This is a genomic window from Fulvimarina thalattae (assembly GCF_040239565.1).
Taxonomy (GTDB): Bacteria; Pseudomonadota; Alphaproteobacteria; order Rhizobiales; family Rhizobiaceae; genus Fulvimarina.
The window spans coordinates 337,864-354,065 of the sequence record NZ_JBEHWS010000002.1 but is presented as its reverse complement, the minus strand read 5'-3'; the positions used below and the strand labels follow the sequence as shown (position 1 = coordinate 354,065).

Genomic DNA, 16,202 nt, shown 5'->3' with positions numbered 1-16,202 from the left:
GAGACGATGACGAAGAGATCCCGCCGCAATCACAGCCCGGCGTTCAAGGCGAAGGTGGCGCTTGCCGCCTTACGGGGCGAGAGTGAAGAGCGGTAGCGGAATACGTGGCCCGCGCAAGCGCGATGAACGCTCGCCGAACTTTCGCAGCAGCATGACGCCCGTCAGAACCAGATCGGCCAATGGCGCGCCCAGCTTCTGGAGAAGGCGGCCGACGCAAGTTCTACGGCAGTTCGTTCTGCGCGTAGAGGCTTAGAGAGCGGTCGAGGTGGTCGCGCATATTGGCGACTGCGCCCTCCACGTCGTGGGCGGCAATGCAATCGACGATTCGGTCGTGCTCGGCCAGCGTCACGTCCTCATTGCCCGACCAATGCAGAAGCGTGGTGTGATATTCGAAAAGCCAGCGCAGCATTGCGACCGATACGGCGGAAATGATCGGATTGCCGACGATCTCGGCAATCCGCGCGTGGAAAGCCATGTCGGCTGTAATGAACGGGAGCGGATCGGTCCCGAACAACAAGCGTTGGTCGGTGACAAGCTTGCGAAGCGCGCCAACGTCCTCTTCGGTCGCTTTTTCAGCGGCCACTCTGACGATGCCGAGTTCGAACATGCGGCGCGCCTGCTTCAGATGCTCCAGATTGGAAGGTACGGAATTGAGGAGAAAGCGCGCGATCTCGTCGCTCTGGTCCAGTACGGTGCTGGCATTGATCTCGTTGACGCGGCTTCTTTCTCCGTGCTGGATCGTGATCAGCCCGGAATTGTGCAGTGACTGAAGCGCTTCGCGAACGGCGGGGCGTCCGACACCGAACCGCTCCATGAGGGCGCGTTCCGACGGCATGGCGTCTCCGGCTTTGAGGTCCCCGGTGCGGATCATCGCCCGGAGCTTGTCCAGCACCTGTTCCGACAGTTTGCGGCGCACGATCTTGTCGTCGGCAATGTTCGTCTCCAGTGTCAGCGCCACGCCAGGCCTTTCGTTCATCCGCAAAATATCCCGTGTGATCAGGCCGAAGGTTAGTCGGTTTCGCGCTCCTCGCACAACCATTCATAGGGGTTTAGTCCATTCTGGCGCCTGTGCGTGAGGTTCGCTTGAAAGCGCAAGTCAGCAAACCGCAACTCCGCCTCGCCACTCGTTGTCGAAGAGGAAAGCACGGTCTTGCCGGCTTGGCGGGCCAGCCTTGCGACGACCTCGGTCAGCGGATGCGGGTGGCCGTCATCGCCGAAGAGCCCGCGCGGTCCGTAGAGTTCGGCCGGCGTCCAGACCGTGACGCCGGCGGGAGCGAGAGCGGCCGCCAGTCCGAGCGTGTAAGCCGCGCCATACCGTGCCCGATGACGGGGATCGTCGTGCGCCATCGCGATCCGGCGGCCATCGGGATTCGAAATTGTCCGACTGCCATAGGGGTTCTGGCGCATGGCGATGGTCGACGGGCCGATCCGATAATCCGCGCCACCCAGAAACGCGCGCGCCGAGGTCGCGATATGCGGGATCGCCTCGAACATCTCCATGATGGATCGGTCGCTGGCATCATGGATGATCGGGCAAAGCGAATGGCTCACGAAATCGAGCATACCGATCGGCGGACGCTTGCGATTGAGTTCAGGGAAAAAGCTCGCCATTCCGCCGCCCATGATTGGACAAGCGAAAGCCTTTCGGGCTGCGTCGTGGATCGCATCGAGCGGCGGACAGGGTGGCCATTCCGAGCCCGGCGGCGTCGACTGGCGGTCAACCGCGGGGCATAACATGACGCTGTCGGCGACGAATCCGGCCCAACGCATCGCATCGGCATAGTGCTGAAGAGGCGCGGCCGGATCGATGGTCGGATCGGAGCCGAAATCACCGATCAGTTCGAGATCGTAGACGAACACTCCCGCCGCCTTTTGCAATTCGGCAAATGCCGCGAACTGCCCGGCCACATCTCCGAGCGTCGCATCCACATGGCACAAGAGGCGTTGCGGCAAGACGAATTCGAGGTGCGCCAGATGCCCGACTGCCCGCCTTGCATGGTCGGCGGTGAGAAGGACCGCGGTCTGGGGAAATTTCGGCGTCGCCGGATTGGATGCCGGTTCCCGCTGGGCCGTCTCGTTCGTCCTCTTCCAGTGCAAACGCAGGGTCTGCCTGACCGTCTCTCCGTCGGCGATCTGGTAGGGCCAGGGTCGTGCGAGAGGACGATTATAGGTTTTGAAGGACGCATCGCCCCATTGGCGGTGATCCTCCATCTCGAAGACATCGCCCTCGAAACGGCAGGTACACGTGATATCGCCGACCTGGTGGGTGATTGCGGCAATGTCCATGAAGGGCTGCCAGGGCGCGATCCTCTCGGGGAACTCGCTGTTTTCGGTTCGCCCATCGCTGTGGACGACCTCGATCGGCGCGCCTTGCTGTCCGGCGATCGGATGAAGCACCGTAAAACCGGTGCGATTGGTTTCGAACGCTCCCCTGGCGTGTCCCGTCGCCTCAAACACCGCGCCGCTGGCATCGACGCTCAAGCGCAGATCGACCCGCAGGCACGCACCGTCGTTCTCGAAAATCAGCTTTGTGTGAAGCCGAAAATTGTTCCCGTTCTCGATCCGCTCGACCGTCTCCACGGCGGGAAACAGGGTTCCCCAGTCGCGGTCGCGCGCCAGAAATCCGATTCGGCGGATCAGTTCGTGTCCATCGACACTAAGGTAGGAGACAGCCCCGTCCTGAAGCTCGAACGCAACCGAACCGATCCGAACGATCTCGACGGGTGCGACAGGCTCGCTCGTGCCGTAGAGGTCGAGATCGGTCGTCATATCTCCAAGAGCCTGACGGTTTCTCCGCGCTCCGCCGAACGATAGGCCGCTTCGACCAGAGCGAGGGTCTTGAGATTGTCGGACCCGGACGTCTCCGGTTCGGACCCGGACCGCACGCAATCGACGAAGTGCTGCTGGATGATCTTCACGCTCTCCTGGATGTTGTGCCAGGGTCGCTCGGCCCAAGGAAGCAAGGGCGGGCTTACGTCGAACACGTTTGCGTCGCCGGCCTGCACGACGAGCTCGTAGCCCGCGTCAAGCCGCAGCGTGCCTTTCGTGCCGTCGATTTCGATCAGGCTTTCCGGAAAGGTCTCCGGTTCGCGCCTTGTCGCATAGGAGCAATCGACCACGCTGGTGACGCCACCTTCATGGGCGAGCAGCATGGTGGCGACGTCCTCGCCCTTGATCGCCGGATTGACGCGCCGCGTCGTCGCCGTGATCCGCTCGACATCGCCGAAAAGCGCGCGGGCGATATCGAGAATATGGATGCCGAGATCCTCGATGATGAATCGCTCGCCCTCGGCGAGATAGGGCTGTCCGCTATAGACGTCGTATCCGGAGCGAAACGTCACCCGCCCGAAGAACGGCTCGCCGATCGCCCCGCTTCGAACGGTTTCGATCACTCGCCGGACCGCCGACTGCCAGCGGAAGTTCTCGTGCACCATAAGCACGCGGCCTGCCTCGGCCACCGCATCCACCATGGCGCGGGCGTCAGTCATGGTCTCGGCGAATGGCTTTTGACAGATGACATTGACGCCGTGCTCGGCCGCGAGTTCTACCAGCGGGCGATGGCTCGGCACCGTCGTCGCGATATCGACGAAATCGAGCGCCTCGGCCCTGAGCAGTTCGGCAGCATCCGCATAGGTGCGCGATATCCCGAAGCGTTGCGCCGTCTCTTCGAGCCGAGCCGGATCGCTGTCGCAGATGGCAACGATCTCCGCGCCCTCGATTTCGCCCCATGCGTGAAGCTGGTTCTGGGCGAAGAACCCGCACCCGATCAACGCGCCCTTCATGGTCGTCTCCTTCAGTGCCGCCGCATCCTCATTTGCCGAGCGCCGCCTGCGCCTTGAGGGCAACGCGGCTCTCGAAGCGCTGCTGTGCCTGATCGATCACCACCGCCGCGATGATCACCAGGCCCTTGATCACGGTCTGCCAGAAGGCCGAGACGCCCATCATGACGAGGCCGTCGGACAAGACGCCGATGACGAACGCCCCGACGATCGTGCCGGCGATCCGGCCCCGGCCACCTGACATCGACGTACCGCCGAGGACGGCTGCGGCAATGGCGTTCAGCTCGAAGGTTTCGCCGGTCGCCGGATGGGACGCGACCAGCTGCGAGGCGACGATGATGCCGACGAGAGCTGCGCAGAAGCCCGAAAACATATAGACGAAATACTTGACCCGGTTGACCTTCACGCCGGAGAGCGCGGCGGCCTTCTCATTTCCGCCGACGGCGTAGATGTAGCGTCCGAGCGGCGTGCGTTTGGCGATGTAGGCAGCACCGAAGCCCACGACGATCAGCATCAGGATCGAGACGGGGATGCCGAGGATGTCGCCCGCGCCGATCCATCGGAACGTGTCGGAGCCATAGGCCGGATCGCCGGTGAGGTTCGGAAAGGTGCGCCCGTCGGACGAGAGCATCGCCGCCCCGCGCGCGACGTAAAGCGTGCCGAGCGTCGCGATGAACGGCGCGACGTTGAGCTTGGTGATCAGGAAAGCGTTGATCGCCCCGACCGTGATGCCGACCAGCGCGACGAGAAAGCAGATTTCCAAGGTGTTGAACTGGATGGTGAAGCCGAGCCCGAGATCGACGCCATTCAAAATTAGCCAGCCGGCGACCATGCCGCAGAGCCCGACGATCGAGCCGACGGACAGGTCGATGCCTCCCGAGACGATGACGAAGGTCATGCCGATGGCGAGAAACGCATTCAGCGCCACGTGCTTCGACATGATGATCATGTTCGCCGTCGACAGGAAATTCGGCGCGGCGAACGCGAAGAAGGCGAAGACCAGGATGAGGGCGATGAAGGTCCGCGCCTTCAGAAGGATCAGGAGCGCCGAACTCGTGTCGAAACCCTGCGAGGACGGCGAAGCGATGCTCTGGTCGGTCATCAGGAGGCTTTCCTCATCGTCGTTTCGGTCGCAGTCTTGGGATCGGGTTCATGGCCGAGTGCGGAGGCTTGGATCAGGGCGGTTTCCGTCGCATCCTCGCGATCGAATTCTGAGACGACCCGGCCGTTCGACATCACGATGATGCGGTCGGACAGGGCCATCACCTCGTCGAGGTCGGAGGTCACGAATACAATGCCGAGGCCTTCGGCGGCGAGCTTGCGCATCACGCGAAAGACCTCTGCCTTGGCGCCGATGTCGATGCCGCGCGAAGGTTCGTCCATCAGAAGGATCTTCGGGTTCGTCATCAGCGCCTTGGAGATGACGACCTTCTGCTGGTTGCCTCCAGACAGCGAAGAGACCTCGTGTTCGGGCGATGCGACCTTTACGGTCATGCGGCGGATGTAATCCGCGACGTTCCGGGCCTCGCTCTTGAGCGACATGTGGATGCCGCGCGTGAACGCGCCGAGGCTCGAAAGTGTCATGTTCTCGCGGATCGAGAGGATCTGGACGAGACCGTCCGCCTTGCGGTCTTCCGGGATCAACGCGATGCCGCGATCGATCCTCCCGGAGACGCTGCGCGTCTTCAGCAGTTTGCCCTCGACGTGAATCGTGCCGGTATAATGCGTCGCGCCGCCGATGATGCATTCGAGAAGTTCTGAGCGTCCGGCGCCCATCAGGCCGTAGATGCCCAGGATCTCGCCCGCCCTGAGGGAAAAGCTCACGTCGCGGACCGCGTAGCCGCCGCTTGCCCGAGGCATGGTAATGTTCTCGGCCCGAAAGATTTCCGGACCGAACGCGTGCTCGTCGTTCTTCGCGTAGTCTTTCGAGGCGTCGCCGATCATGTTCCTGACGATCCAGGCGATATCTACCCCGTCCATCGACTGCGCGCCGGTGATGACGCCGTCTCGCAAGACAGTGATGTAGTCCCCGATGCGGATCAGCTCCTCAAGACGGTGGGAGATGTAGACGATACCGACTCCGCTCTCACGCAGATCGTCGATCACCCGGAAAAGGATCTCCACCTCGCTCGACGACAGCGCGGAGGTCGGCTCGTCCAGGATCAGGATGTTGGCGTCCTGGGCAAGGCTCTTGGCGATTTCGACGATCTGCTGCTGACCGACCTTGAGTTCGCCGACCAGCGCGTCGGGATCGATGTCATGTTCGAGCCGCCGCATCAGCGCGCGTGTGGCCTCGCGCTGGGCTTTCGCGTCGATATCGATGCCGGCGCGTGTCTTCTCGCGCGCCATGAAGATGTTGTCCGAGACAGACAGGTTGGGAAAGAGATTGAGCTCCTGGAAGACGATGCCGATGCCGTGCTTCGCCGCGTCGTCGGTCGAGCGGAACTCGACCTCCCGCCCATCCATGGCGATCGTACCCTTGGTCAGCCGTTCGACCCCCGCGATGACTTTCATCATCGTCGATTTGCCGGCCCCGTTCTCTCCGACTAGCACGTTGACGGCGCCCATCCGGAGGTCGAAGTCCACGTTGTCGAGCGCGACTGTGCCGGGATAGATCTTGGTGCCACCGCGGATCGTCAGCCCGATCGTGTGTTGGTGCTGCGCCATTTTCAGGCTCCGATCTCGAACTCGATCGGAACGAGTTCGACGGACTCGGCGCTGCCCCGCAGGGTAAAGACGCCTACGAAGGAGACCGACTTGCCGATCGGGTCTTCCTGCGGCATCTGGATATGCGCGTGAGCCTCGCCGTTCAGCCCGTTCGCGAGCTTGGCGAATTCGATCTGGTCGCGAAAGTCGGTGAAGCTGATGAATGGCATCGCATCGCGGATCGCAGTTCCCCGGATGATCGGTCCGAGTTGCAGCGTCACGTCGCCCTTGCCGTCGCCATCGGTATCGACCTCAAGCTTGGCCGCGCGGCTGTCTAGCTTGGATTTCAAGACTTGTCCCTCGCCGGACACGACGAAATTCCAGGGGTTGGCCTCGCCTTTCGGACGAAGCCCGAACTCTTTGCCTGTCTCGTCGGTATTCGATGCGAGCGCGCTTCTCAGCTTGGTGAGCGGCACCACATGCTCCGAAACAACGGGAAGCACTTGTGCGTCCCACACTTCGGCGGCGTAGGCGTTCATCCGCTCTTCGTCCGTCGTTGCGACAGGCGCCGCGCCATCGGCGGGTTGCGGCTCGTCCCAGACGATCGTGAAGCCCGAAAGTGGCGTGAGCGCTGCTATGACGCAGACGATCCGCAGAAATGCCCGTCCCATGTCGATCACTCCCTCTATCGACATCCGCCCGGTGCGTTGGAGCACCGGGCGTTCTCGATCACGTCGGCCTGACGCTTACTCGGCGAGTGCGAAGGTTTCCAGCTTCTCCGCATTGTCCGCATCGATGAGGACGCAGTCCATGAGCTGCTTTTCGGGCTGGCCGGTCTCACCGGTCTTCAGGTATTGATCGGCCTGCTCGACGGCGAGTTGGGCCTGACGGTAGGCCGGCTGCAGAACGGTCGCCTTGATCCCGCCGTTCATGATGGAGTCGCGGACGTCGTTCGAGCCGTCGAAGCCGACGACGATGACATCGGTGCGCCCGGCCGCTTCAAGCGCCGCCCAGGCTCCCATCGCCATGGTATCGTTGCCTGAAATCACGCCCTTGATCTCGGGATTGGCCTGAAGAATGCTCTCCATCTTCGAATAGGCCTCGGTCTGCGACCAGTTCGCCGACTGCTGCGCCACCATTTCCAGATCCGGATACTGGTCGATGATATCGTGATAGCCGGAGGATCGGATGCCGGCATTGGTATCGGCCTCGCGTCCGAGAAGCTCCACATAAGGGCCTTCCTCGCCCATCAGCTCGACGAACTTCTCCGCGCCGAGCTGAGCGCCCTGGTAGTTGTTCGACACGATCTGGCTGACGGCGATGTCGCTGACCTTGATCTCGCGATCGATCAGGAAGGACGGGATGCCGGCATCCTTGGCGCGCTGGACGGGCGCGACCGAAGCATCGGCACCGGCATTGTCGAGGATGATGGCCTTGGCGCCGCGGGCGATCGCCGTATCGAACATTTCCGACTGCTTGTTCGGATCGTCGTCATGGACGAGCACGAGTGTGTCGTAACCGAGTTCTTTCGCACGGCTTTCCGCGCCGACGGCTTCGGCCTTGAAGAAGGGGTTATCATGGCTTGGCGTGATGATGGCGATCAGGCCGGCATCCTGCGCAAAGACGGGCGTTGCGAAAAAGCAGGCAGACGCCACGAGTGCGAAAAGCACGGAACGGCGGTTGAATGTCATAAATAAGTTCCTCCCGATCAGCCCGCATCCCTCCCGGACGCGTTTCATGTCGATCGAACGTGAGCTTGCGAAACGACCATCGTCTTGTCAACAGGTATAATGAGTATCTGTGTTTTCCCCCAACGGGTGCTCGGTCGGAACGACGGGCTGCGCGTGCGACCCAAAGGCAGATATGCTCGGACCTGCCCCTGAGAGACAGAGGTGGTCCCGGTTGTCTGAACCGTCTCGCCGATTCTGATCGATGAATCGCCTGCGGGTTTTGGGCCGCAGCGAGCAGCGACTGGGTGAAGTAGATGGCGTCGGGCGAAGGGCGCCGAACAGCAGCGAAAGATCAAGCGCGTCGCTGGCATCCGAAGATGCAAGATCGATCAGCGCGTCAAAGCCTTCATCGTCCAGTTACCAATAGTCGCCTGTCGAGCTCGCCAGCATGACTTGCGAAACATGATGGATAGATCGTCTCCAACTGGGCGAGCATGCGCCTTGGGATCGACCGGAAGCGTCTTACCGTCTGAGCGAAAATGCGTCGGTACCGGAACCCAGAACGGCGGGGCGGACTGAAACGCCGGATGTCCCGAACCGCTTATGAGGATTCCCTCTTCTTGGTACGGAAGGCGTCGCAGGCTTCCGGCATCATGGCACCGCCATGCCCGTTTTCGGTGAGCCAATCGAGCGCGTTGAGAATTCCATTTGCCGCTTCGTGACTTGCGCCGGTCTCGGCGACAAGGCTCTGGTAATAGGCGATATCCTTGCGCGCATTGGCATTCGAGAACCGCATGGCGGAGACGTCTTGCGATAGGATGTAGGGACCTATCCTGTCGAGCGCCGCGCCGTAGCCGCCCCCCCGTTTCAGGCAGTCCACGAAAACGTCCGGGGCGATCCCTGTCTCCGCCGCGCAGGCTGCCGCTTCCGAAACGACGACGGCCGTTCCAAGCGATACGTAGTTGTGGAGCAGCTTCAGGGTCTGTCCCGCCCCGATCGGGCCGGCATGGAACCGGTTTTCCGAGAACGCCTCCAGAAGTGGCGTCAGTTCCTTCACGACGTCCGCGTCCCCTCCGATCAGGAGATTGAGCCGTCCTGCTTTCGCCTCTGCCGGTGTGCGGGTCATCGCGGCATCGACGAAGCGACAGCCGGAGGCCTCGACCCGTTCGGCCACGGTCCGGGTCTCGCTCGGAATTCCGGTCGAGCAATCGACGACGATGGTCCCGCGTTTCAAATGGCCAGCAAGATTGTCGTCGCCGGTTAGAATCGTCTTGATCTCCCGGCTACCTGTTACGCACAGAATGAGGACGTCGATCTTTGCAACGAGGCTCGCGGCATCGCTCTCACGGCAGGCCCCCGAGGCATCGAGATCTTCGGTAGGCTGGTTTCCAGGATGATCGAGATAATGCAGCGGCCAGCCTGCCGAGACGATGTTGGCGGCTATGCCGTGCCCCATCATTCCGACGCCGATCATTCCGACGGTTCGCTTCGTCATAGGGTTCCTTTTCCGCGCAAGCTTGTCAGTTCAGTGCCTTGTGGATCGCCTTGGTCATCTCGCTGCATCGCGCCGAGCCCCCGAGATCGGCCGGGACGTGGTCGCCAGCGCTGAGAACGCTCTCCACCGCATGCTCTATGCGAGCAGCGTCGGCCGCAAGGCTCTCGTCGTCGTAGCGGTCCGAGAGCCAGCGCAACATCATGACCGCAGAGAGCACGGCTGCAACGGGGCTCGCCGCATCCTGCCCGGCGATATCCGGAGCAGACCCGTGCGCGCCTTGGAAAAGGCCGTGATGATCGCCGATCTCGCCCGACGGCGAGATGCCCATGCCGCCGACGGTCGCTGCGCCGAGATCGGAGATGATGTCGCCGAACATGTTCTCCGCGACGATCACATCGTAGAAGTCCGGCTTCTTCAGGAGATGAACGGTCATCGCGTCGGCATAGGCGTAATCGATGTCGACATCGGCGAATTCGGACTTCACTTCGTCGCAGATCGAACGAAAGAAGGCGTAGCTGCGCAAGATGTTGGCCTTGTCGCAGACAGTGACGCGGTGCTTTTTATCGCGCAGCGCACCATTGCGCTTCTTCGCGAGATCGAAGGCGAAGCGCGCGACCCGTTCCGTACCCTTGCGCGTGACGACGAGGCTGTCCGACGCGAATTCGCCGCGAAGGACGACACCAGCCCCGCGACTTGCGTAGAGCCCCTCGGTGTTTTCCCGCACGATGACGTAGTCGATGCCGCCACCGTCGAACGCCCGCAGCGGCGAGGTCACGCCTTTCAGAAGCTTGATTGGGCGGACATTTGCATAAAGGTCGAGATCGAACCGCAACTTCAAATGCAGTTCGTTGCCGACCTCGGTGCCGTCCGGATAGACGACGCCGGGCAGCCCCGCGGCGCCGTGTAGGATCGCGTGGGACTCGCGGCAGAGTTTTGCCGTCTCCTGGGGAAGGACGTCGCCGGTTTTTTGATAATGCGCCGCGCCGCCATCGGCCATGATGAAATCGAATTTCGCCTTTCCGCAGGCTTCTGCGATGATCTCGGTTGCCGATCTGGCGACTTCGGGACCGATGCCGTCGCCTTCGATCGTCGCGATCCGGTAGGTTTCGGGTTTGGTGTCACTCATCGAATTCATCCGGGTTTTCGTGCGGTGGGTATCAGGTGAAGAGGTCGCGGAAGAAGAGCGAGATCTCCGGAACGTAGGTGATCATGAGAAGCATCGAGAGGACGACGGTGAAAGGCACGGCGAGCGGCAGGAACATGCGCTGCACCGGTATTCGTGCGACCTGCGCTGCGGCGAAAAGATTGACGCCAAGCGGCGGCGTGATCATGCCGAGCGCGAGATTGATGACGATAATCATCCCGAAATGAACAGGATCGATGCCATAGCCGATGGCGATCGGAGCGAGAATTGGCGCGAGGACGAGGATCGCTGCCGAGGTTTCGACGAACATTCCAACGAGAAGAAGAAGGATGTTCACGAACAGAAGGAAACTGATCGGCGATTCGAAGAAGCCCTCGGCCCATGCACCGACCACGCTCGGGAGGCCGGACAGCGAGACCAGGAAGGAGAACAGACCCGCCGTAGCGATGATCAGCATGATGGCAACGGTTGAGATCGTCGCCGCACGGAAGATTTGGGGCAGATCGGTGATGGACATCTCGCGGTAGATGAAAAGACCGACGACAAGCGCGTAGATCACCGAAACTGCGGCTGCCTCGGTTGGTGTGAAGATGCCGCCGTAAATACCGCCAAGGATGATGACCGGAAGCATGAGCGCCCAGAACGCGTCGAGGAAGCTTTCCAGGATCGGCTCGCTGTCGTCACCGTCGGACATGCCGATGCCTTTGAGACGGCACCAAATCTGCGTCATGATGATGAGCGCGGTCGCAATCAGCAGGCCGGGGCCGATGCCGGCCATGAAGAGCTGGGTGATCGACGTTTCGGTCGCCACCCCGTAGATGATGAGCGGCACGGAAGGTGGGATGATGACGCCGAGTTCGGCGGAACTCGCCTGGATCGTTGCGGCCATCGGTACGGGATATTTGTGTCGCGCCATCGCCGGAACGAGGATTGCGCCGATGGCGAAGGTGGTCGCGACCGACGAGCCGGAGATCGAGGCGAAGATCATGCAGGTGACCACGCAGGTCGCTCCAAGGCCGCCTTGGATGCCGCCGACAAGCGACTTCGCGAAGTTGACGAGCCTGCGTGAGACACCGCCCGACGTCATCAGGTTGCCGGCCAGGATGAAGAACGGCACCGCCAGCAGCGGGAAGCTGTCGAGCGACGTGAAGATCTTTTGCGGAACGACGAGGAGCGGCAGCGGTGAGAAGAAGCTGACACCGACAATCGCCGCAAGGCCGATCGCAACCCCGACCGGAACGGAGAGAACGAAGAAGACGATCAGCGCGGTGACGAGGGCAGCATTCATTGAATCTGCTCCGCGCTAGTTTCGGCTTCGTCACGGACGTCTTCCATCGGCTTCAGATATTCGAGAACGACACCCGGCAGCGCGAGGACCGCGCCGACCGGCAACGCGGCATAGAACCACGAAATTGGAACACCCAGCATCGCGACCTGCTGCGACGACACGCGGATAGCCATTGCGGTTCCGAACCAGATGAGAACGCCGAGGAAAATCAGATTGAGCAGCATGACGATGAAAATGACGACGCGCTGAAAGTTCTGAGGCAGCACGCTGCGCACGAATTCGAGTGGAATCATCGCGCTCAGGCGAAACCCGGCTCCGGCACCGAGAAAGACCATCCAGATGACGACACCGCGAGCCAGAACCTCAGACCAAGCGGATGCGTCACCAAGAACGAAACGCGTTACCACCTGCCAGAACACCAGCACTGCAGCCGTGGCGAGAAGCAAGGCTGCGAGGTTGTGGGTCACCGAGATCATCCGCTCGGCGACATTGAGGAAGCCGTTCCGCATTGGCGGCACCTTATGGTCAAAGCAAAAAGGTAAAATGTCGGAGCAGGACGGACCGAACACGTTCAATCACGAGAATCATGCGCGCACCGCCAACAGCCGAAATCGATCGCTGTCGAAGTGAAGCGTTCGGGAAAAGCGGCTCCGATTGCAAACAATCGGAGCCGCTCCTTGGGAGGATTACTGCTGCGCGTCGCGGATGCGCTGGATCATCTCTTCGCCGTACTCGGCACCATAGCGCTCGTAAGTCGGCTGAACCGCATCCTGGAAAGCCTGCTTGTCGACGTCCTCGATCACCTCCATGCCGTTCTCCTTCATGAGCGCGACACCGTTGGCTTCGTCCTCGTCGACCTTGGCGCGGGTTGCGGAGATGGCGGCCTTCGAGGCCTCTTCGATCCAGCCCTTTTCCTCATCGGAGAGCTGGTCCCACTGAATCTTGGACATGGTGATAACGGCTGGCGAATAGACGTGACCCGTCAGCGTCACGTATTTCTGCATGTCCCACATGTTGTTGGACGTGATGATCGGAACCGGGTTTTCCTGTCCGTCGATCGTGCCCTGTTGAAGCGAGGTCAGAACTTCCGTCCAGCTCATCGGGGTTGGCGAAGCCCCAAGCTCCTGGAAGGCGTCGATGTGAACCTGGTTCTCCATCGTCCGCAGCTTGAGACCCTGCACGTCCTCGGGCGTCCTGATCGGCTTCACCGAGTTCGTGATATGGCGGAAGCCGTTCTCCGACCAGCCGAGACCGATGATTCCCTTGTCCTCGAACTTAGCGAGGAGTTCCTGACCGATCTCTCCGTCGAGAATCTGCCGAGCGCTCTCGTAGTCATTGAAGAGGAAGGGAAAGTCGAGAGCATAGATTTCCGGAACGAAAGAGCCGACCGGCCCTGTCGACGTCATCGCGAGATCGATCGTCCCGATCTGCTCGCCTTCGAGAAGTTCGCGCTCGCCGCCGAGCGAGCCGCCGGCCATCACGTTGATCGTGAACTCGCCGTCCGAGAGCTCGTTCATCTTCTCGGCGAAGGCCTTAGCGCCTTGGCCGTAATGGCCTTCCGGCGGCGTTACGATCGCGAAATTCATCTCCTTGGCGGAGAGCGCCGATGCAGAAAGGGCAGTCGTCGCGAACAGGACGCCGGCGATGAGGCTCTTCAATGTCATATGGTTTCCTCCCAGAAATTCTTAGCTGTCGACGCCGAAATGGCGATTGCTCGGCGACCTCTCCCCGATCGCTCGAAGTCAACTCGAATAGTGCTGATGCATTTACATCCGATATCCGATACGATATTCGTAATATGAAATTGACAAGCGGTCAACGGTTTGCGGAGCGATCGATCAGAGTATGTCTCGATACCAGGCTGATGATTGGAACGATGCGCGCATCAGTGATCGCATCGAGCAGCGCCCGGGCCTCGGGGAGGAAGTCCACGAGCGTCTGGTCGACGACTTGGTCTCTTTGAGGTTGCCGCCAGGAGAACGCCTTTCGGTCGACGGCCTCGCTCGCAGGTTCGGTGTCTCGCAGACACCTATCCGCGGGGCGCTGATCAGGCTCGAGAGCGAAGGGCTCGTCGTCAAAAGGCACAATTCAGGCTTCTTCGTTGCGCCGCTGCCGACTCTCGAGCGGCTCGAACAGATTTTCGAGATGCGTGCGCTTATTGAGCCCGCCGCCGCGCAGAAGGCCGCGCGTAAAGCCTCCTCGGCCGATCTGTCCGATCTCCGGGCGATCGCACAGGAGATGCAGGATCTTCTCGGCGAAACGAGCGAGCGCAATTCGACCGCACTCGTCATGCTCGACAGCCGTTTCCATGCCGTGATCGCCTCGGCCTGCGGCAATGAACTGTTGCTGGACACGCTCACCAAGCTCTTCACTCAGCTGCACATCTTCAGGGTCCGCATTCACTCCGGTGTCGTGGAAGATGTCATTGCGGAGCATGTGACGATCCTCGAGGCGATCGCGGCGAAGGACGAAGGCCGAGCCGCATCGATGATGAAGAAGCACATCGATGCCGCGCATGACAGGATCGAACCCTATGTGCGCCGTGCGCTGTGAGGGGGGAGAATTCGAGAGATAAACGTCGGCAGTGACGCGGTCGTGCAGACGGATAGTAGAGAAACGGCGCGCTTCCTGAATGTGCGTCGTTCGGGAGGACGAGTATGACGATACATTTCGGTTTCGAGCGAACGAAGCTGTTCATCGGCGGGCGCTGGCAGGATGGCTCCGCCGGCGACACGATCGATGTGGAAGATCCCTCCACCGGCGAGCGGATCGGCCGGATCGCAAGGGGAACGACGGCGGACGTCGATAAGGCTGTCTGCGCGGCGGAAGACGCGCTCTCCGGCGACTGGGGGCGGACGACGGCCGCCGAACGCGGGCGAATCCTCGCCAGTCTCGGCAGACTGGTGGAGGAGAACGCCGAACGACTCGCCGAGCTGGAATCGCGGGATGTCGGCAAGCCGCTCGACCAGGCGCGGAACGATGCGAAGGCCCTTGCCCGCTATTTGGAATTCTACGGCGCATCGGCCGACAAGGTGACGGGAGAGACCATTCCCTACCAGGCGGGAACGACCGTGCTGACGCTGCGCGAGCCGCACGGCGTCACGGCGCACATCATCCCATGGAACTATCCGATGCAGATCCTCGGGCGCTCGGTCGGCGCGGCACTCGCCATGGGCAATGCCTGCGTCCTGAAACCGGCCGAGGATGCGTCTTTGTCGGCTCTCGCGGTCGCGGAGCTGAGCCTCGAAGCGGGGCTGCCGGCAGGCGCGCTCAATATCGTCACCGGTTATGGTCACGATGTCGGTTCGGCCCTGTCCGGCCACGCCCGCGTCCACCACGTCTCGTTCACCGGGTCCGTCGGGACGGGCCAGCGCATTCAGGAGGCGGCGTCCGCGAACGTCGTCCCGGTTACGCTCGAGCTTGGCGGAAAGTCTCCGCATATCGTGTTCGACGACTGCGATCTCGACGCGGCGCTCCCGACCCTCGTCGGAGCCTGCATCCAGGCCGCTGGGCAGACGTGTTCGGCGGCTTCGCGGGTTCTCGTTCAGCGCAGCGTCTACGATGAGGTCAAGCACCGCATGGCGGAGGTCTATCGCGGCCTCGTCGTCGGGCCGGCCAAGGACTCCTACGCGCTCGGTCCACTGGTTTCGGCCAAGCAGAAAAAGCTCGTGACGGCGTTCATCGAGGAGGGACGGAAGGACCTTGTCGTTGCCGCAGAGGGAACGATTGCTGCCGACGCACCCTCCGGCGGCCACTACGTTGCGCCGATCCTTTTTGCGGACGTTGCGCCGGATCATCGTCTCGCTCAGGACGAGATCTTCGGTCCGGTCCAGGTCCTGATCCCATTCGAAGACGAAGCGGATGCCATTCGCATTGCGAACGGCACCGAATACGGGCTTGTCGCCGGCGTCTGGACCGAGAACGGAGGCCGTCAGATGCGGCTCGCGCGTGCGCTGCACTGCGGCCAGGTCTTCATCAACAATTATGGCGCCGGCGGTGGGGTCGAACTGCCCTTCGGCGGCGTCGGCAAGTCAGGTCACGGCCGAGAAAAGGGTTTTGAAGCGTTGTACGGCTTCTCCCGACTGAAGACGGTGTCGATCAAGCACGGCTGACGCAGAAACCGGCGGACACGCAGGAATGGCGGCGGCGTTGCCGCGCGAGCCCGCACCTGTCCGCGACG

The 16,202-nt window shown here is 61.7% G+C and carries 14 protein-coding genes and 1 pseudogene; 3 read left to right on the top strand and 12 right to left on the bottom strand.

Annotated features, from left to right (window positions below):
* Positions 1-6: 6 nt before the first annotated feature.
* A pseudogene (locus tag ABRA89_RS04710) lies at positions 7-222 on the top strand (transposase); the annotation flags it as partial.
* Here ABRA89_RS04710 and nanR read toward each other — a convergent pair.
* The 12 genes from nanR to ABRA89_RS04650 all read right to left on the bottom strand — a co-directional run bounded on the left by nanR (position 221) and on the right by ABRA89_RS04650 (position 13,686).
* Complete coding sequence (nanR, locus tag ABRA89_RS04705) at positions 221-976, bottom strand: transcriptional regulator NanR (protein WP_349940290.1); 756 nt, start codon at positions 974-976, stop codon at positions 221-223. The pseudogene ABRA89_RS04710 and the gene nanR overlap by 2 nt on opposite strands.
* Positions 977-1,008: 32 nt before the next feature.
* Complete coding sequence (locus tag ABRA89_RS04700; RefSeq protein ID WP_349940289.1) at positions 1,009-2,769, bottom strand: hypothetical protein; 1,761 nt, start codon at positions 2,767-2,769, stop codon at positions 1,009-1,011.
* Positions 2,766-3,782: a Gfo/Idh/MocA family protein gene (locus tag ABRA89_RS04695; RefSeq protein WP_349940288.1), complete on the bottom strand. Its 1,017-nt coding sequence runs from the start codon at positions 3,780-3,782 to the stop codon at positions 2,766-2,768. Before ABRA89_RS04695 ends, ABRA89_RS04700 begins: the two co-directional genes overlap by 4 nt.
* A gap of 28 nt (positions 3,783-3,810) precedes the next feature.
* Positions 3,811-4,881, bottom strand: coding sequence for an ABC transporter permease (locus ABRA89_RS04690; RefSeq protein WP_349940287.1), 1,071 nt, complete (start codon positions 4,879-4,881; stop codon positions 3,811-3,813).
* A complete protein-coding gene (locus ABRA89_RS04685) occupies positions 4,881-6,446 on the bottom strand; it encodes a sugar ABC transporter ATP-binding protein (RefSeq protein WP_349940286.1) in 1,566 nt (521 codons plus the stop codon). The genes ABRA89_RS04690 and ABRA89_RS04685 overlap by 1 nt, the downstream gene beginning before the upstream one ends.
* Positions 6,447-6,448: 2 nt before the next feature.
* Positions 6,449-7,096: a DUF2291 family protein gene (locus ABRA89_RS04680; protein WP_349940285.1), complete on the bottom strand. Its 648-nt coding sequence runs from the start codon at positions 7,094-7,096 to the stop codon at positions 6,449-6,451.
* A gap of 75 nt (positions 7,097-7,171) precedes the next feature.
* Complete coding sequence (locus ABRA89_RS04675; RefSeq protein WP_349940284.1) at positions 7,172-8,116, bottom strand: D-ribose ABC transporter substrate-binding protein; 945 nt, start codon at positions 8,114-8,116, stop codon at positions 7,172-7,174.
* Positions 8,117-8,696: 580 nt separating this feature from the next.
* The gene (locus ABRA89_RS04670; RefSeq protein ID WP_349940283.1) at positions 8,697-9,590 is read right to left on the bottom strand and encodes an NAD(P)-dependent oxidoreductase; all 894 of its coding nucleotides are present in this window, start codon (positions 9,588-9,590) and stop codon (positions 8,697-8,699) included.
* A gap of 25 nt (positions 9,591-9,615) precedes the next feature.
* Complete coding sequence (locus ABRA89_RS04665; RefSeq protein ID WP_349940282.1) at positions 9,616-10,716, bottom strand: isocitrate/isopropylmalate dehydrogenase family protein; 1,101 nt, start codon at positions 10,714-10,716, stop codon at positions 9,616-9,618.
* Positions 10,717-10,747: 31 nt separating this feature from the next.
* Positions 10,748-12,022, bottom strand: coding sequence for a TRAP transporter large permease (locus ABRA89_RS04660; protein WP_349940281.1), 1,275 nt, complete (start codon positions 12,020-12,022; stop codon positions 10,748-10,750).
* Positions 12,019-12,531, bottom strand: a complete 513-nt coding sequence (locus ABRA89_RS04655) for a TRAP transporter small permease (RefSeq protein ID WP_349940280.1) — start codon at positions 12,529-12,531, stop codon at positions 12,019-12,021. The genes ABRA89_RS04660 and ABRA89_RS04655 overlap by 4 nt, the downstream gene beginning before the upstream one ends.
* Positions 12,532-12,708: 177 nt before the next feature.
* Positions 12,709-13,686 (bottom strand): TRAP transporter substrate-binding protein, encoded by a 978-nt coding sequence (locus ABRA89_RS04650; protein WP_349940279.1) that lies wholly within the window; start codon positions 13,684-13,686, stop codon positions 12,709-12,711.
* A 181-nt stretch (positions 13,687-13,867) separates the two neighbouring features.
* Here ABRA89_RS04650 and ABRA89_RS04645 point away from each other — a divergent pair, with 181 nt between their 5' ends.
* The gene (locus tag ABRA89_RS04645) at positions 13,868-14,575 is read left to right on the top strand and encodes a GntR family transcriptional regulator (protein ID WP_349940278.1); all 708 of its coding nucleotides are present in this window, start codon (positions 13,868-13,870) and stop codon (positions 14,573-14,575) included.
* A 104-nt stretch (positions 14,576-14,679) separates the two neighbouring features.
* On the top strand, positions 14,680-16,134 hold the full coding sequence (locus ABRA89_RS04640; protein ID WP_349940277.1) for an aldehyde dehydrogenase family protein: 1,455 nt from the start codon (positions 14,680-14,682) through the stop codon (positions 16,132-16,134).
* Positions 16,135-16,202 lie beyond the last annotated feature (68 nt).

Excerpts from the sequence above, each read along its gene's own strand:
- ABRA89_RS04645 (WP_349940278.1), top strand. The coding sequence starts at position 13,868 with ATGTCTCGATACCAGGCTGATGATTGGAACGATGCGCGCATCAGTGAT.
- ABRA89_RS04660 (WP_349940281.1), bottom strand. The coding sequence starts at position 12,022 with ATGAATGCTGCCCTCGTCACCGCGCTGATCGTCTTCTTCGTTCTCTCC.
- ABRA89_RS04640 (WP_349940277.1), top strand. The coding sequence starts at position 14,680 with ATGACGATACATTTCGGTTTCGAGCGAACGAAGCTGTTCATCGGCGGG.
- ABRA89_RS04695 (WP_349940288.1), bottom strand. The coding sequence starts at position 3,782 with ATGAAGGGCGCGTTGATCGGGTGCGGGTTCTTCGCCCAGAACCAGCTT.
- ABRA89_RS04680 (WP_349940285.1), bottom strand. The coding sequence starts at position 7,096 with ATGGGACGGGCATTTCTGCGGATCGTCTGCGTCATAGCAGCGCTCACG.
- ABRA89_RS04670 (WP_349940283.1), bottom strand. The coding sequence starts at position 9,590 with ATGACGAAGCGAACCGTCGGAATGATCGGCGTCGGAATGATGGGGCAC.
- ABRA89_RS04650 (WP_349940279.1), bottom strand. The coding sequence starts at position 13,686 with ATGACATTGAAGAGCCTCATCGCCGGCGTCCTGTTCGCGACGACTGCC.
- ABRA89_RS04665 (WP_349940282.1), bottom strand. The coding sequence starts at position 10,716 with ATGAGTGACACCAAACCCGAAACCTACCGGATCGCGACGATCGAAGGC.
- ABRA89_RS04675 (WP_349940284.1), bottom strand. The coding sequence starts at position 8,116 with ATGACATTCAACCGCCGTTCCGTGCTTTTCGCACTCGTGGCGTCTGCC.
- nanR (WP_349940290.1), bottom strand. The coding sequence starts at position 976 with ATGAACGAAAGGCCTGGCGTGGCGCTGACACTGGAGACGAACATTGCC.
- ABRA89_RS04655 (WP_349940280.1), bottom strand. The coding sequence starts at position 12,531 with ATGCGGAACGGCTTCCTCAATGTCGCCGAGCGGATGATCTCGGTGACC.
- ABRA89_RS04700 (WP_349940289.1), bottom strand. The coding sequence starts at position 2,769 with ATGACGACCGATCTCGACCTCTACGGCACGAGCGAGCCTGTCGCACCC.
- ABRA89_RS04685 (WP_349940286.1), bottom strand. The coding sequence starts at position 6,446 with ATGGCGCAGCACCAACACACGATCGGGCTGACGATCCGCGGTGGCACC.
- ABRA89_RS04690 (WP_349940287.1), bottom strand. The coding sequence starts at position 4,881 with ATGACCGACCAGAGCATCGCTTCGCCGTCCTCGCAGGGTTTCGACACG.